The organism is Anaerobacterium chartisolvens, from assembly GCF_003337415.1.
In the GTDB taxonomy this organism is placed as follows: domain Bacteria; phylum Bacillota; class Clostridia; order Acetivibrionales; family DSM-27016; genus Anaerobacterium; species Anaerobacterium chartisolvens.
In genome coordinates this window covers 1-1964 of record NZ_QPJT01000072.1, presented here as the reverse complement: position 1 = coordinate 1964, position 1964 = coordinate 1, and the positions used below count along the sequence as shown (strand labels likewise).

The following is a 1964-nucleotide window of genomic DNA, read 5'->3' as shown; positions in this document are numbered from 1 at the left end:
TTATACACTAAAAATATTATTTTTTCAAGTGTTTTTGGAATAAAAAAAGCGCGTATTTGCGCCGATTTCCTGAGTTTTGTATGCTGGTTTCTCCTAAAAAATTATGGTGTTAAAGTCTAAAGACGGGAAAAACTGGGATTTGATGTTGACATTTGCATAAAAGTGTATAATAATGGAAGTGTTGATGGGTTAGATATGCTATCCAAAGTGGACATTTAGGCTATTCTTTAAATATGATTTGCTTAGAAGGCAGAATTAGTAATGGTATAAAAATGTAAATTAACCTAAAAAGTTACAGAGTAGGTTAAAAATAGCTGACTGTATAAGTTAAGGATGAGTTGAGATATGAAAATGCTTAATAGGATAAAAATAAGAAATAAAGTTGAATTATTGTGTTTTTACGGCAAATATATACTTCTTATAGGTGTTCCGGTCTTGATTTTAATTTTTAAAAACGTTATTTTTGACTCTATTACGCCGATTATTATTAAGTTATTTCCTCAAATTGTAGACTCTATTATTAGTAACGCAAAATCTATAAATGATGTGTCTAATATTCTACTTGGTGCATTTATTCCTTTTGCTGGAACTTGGGCATATAATTCAAGTCAAACAAGAGGTAAAAATGCTTGCTATAAAAAAGAAATATTCTATAAAGGTATACATGAAGATTTACTATATTTGAATAAATTACCTCATGATATAGTTTGTAGAAATACTTTTAGGTTTTGGAGTAAATATAAAAATTCTATATCTATAATGTGCATTAATAAAACTCTCCGAAAGTTCGTTGATAATCACTATGACAAGCACTGTGATTTGCAGGAATTGAAAAAAGAATTTAATTTATTTTGTGAAAAAAAGATATTTGAGTACATAGGGCAGGAACTTGAAAATAATGGAAAATATCCTCTTTTACATTCAGTATATGATCTAATATTCGATAATGATGAGAAGTCCATCAAACGAGAAATTGAATTGCTCTTGAAGTGTAGAAATACGAAATATGAAAATAGTGATATCAATAAAATCTATAATGATGTATTTAAAACGATTAATCAATGTCAGGAGTACTATAACATTAAAAACAATGCCATTTTGTTCAAAAGAAATAACGCTGACTTGATAAATACAATAGAATATTTAATAAAGTTTATTAACAAACACTATGAAGCTAGTGATAATCTAGCATAATGGGAGGAAAGCATGGGGAATGATTTTAGTTCTTATAGCATTAAAAATAGGATTAGAGATAAGCTAGAACAAAATCCGGAATTAATGTACCATATTAATAATCCGTTTTTACAGAAGTATATAGATATAATAATTGACTCAATTTGTGAAGAAATATCTAAGGCTCCTAAGGAAACAATACATGACCTATATAACTCAAGTTTCTAACTGTAATTTTGCTAGCTTTTTCTTAAATAAGGGGGCAGGGAGACAATAAAGTGTTCCGAAAACTCATTGATCGGCTGTCTGGTGAGAATCAATTTTTCCACAAATATAGATTTGAGCAAATTTGTGATAAACTGCGATGTCTCAATGAATTTGATATCATGAAGTTCACCGTAGCAGAGGCCGTGTATGTACTATTTCCCCAAACCCCATCCCATTCCCCCACAAAAATTTTACCACTTTTGATAAAAACCTCTTGTTCTTCCATCCCAAAACCTATATAATTACCAGTAGGAAAACAAAATAGTGCAGCATCCCGTAGAGCTGCGAACCTCTACGGGCTTGCGCAGGTGAGAGACCACCCGACACAACGGCCATAAGGCCGTGCCACACATACATTATTATAAGCGCTTTCCGCCCCCATGGCAAGAGGGGAGGAGCGTACATTTATTGTATGGTTATGGTTGTGACGCGCACTCCGATTATGAATTATTCGGTGTCGTGTATGGGATGAACCCTGCACGACGCTTTTTTGTTTTCCTTGAAGCATGGCGCATGGAGGGACG

Annotated in this window: 1 protein-coding gene; it reads left to right on the top strand. The window is 32.4% G+C overall.

Going from position 1 to position 1964, the window contains the following annotated elements:
* Nucleotides 1-345 precede the first annotated feature (345 nt).
* Nucleotides 346-1194, top strand: a complete 849-nt coding sequence (locus DFR58_RS21570; protein ID WP_114300511.1) for a hypothetical protein — start codon at nt 346-348, stop codon at nt 1192-1194.
* The last annotated feature ends 770 nt before the right edge of the window (nt 1195-1964 follow it).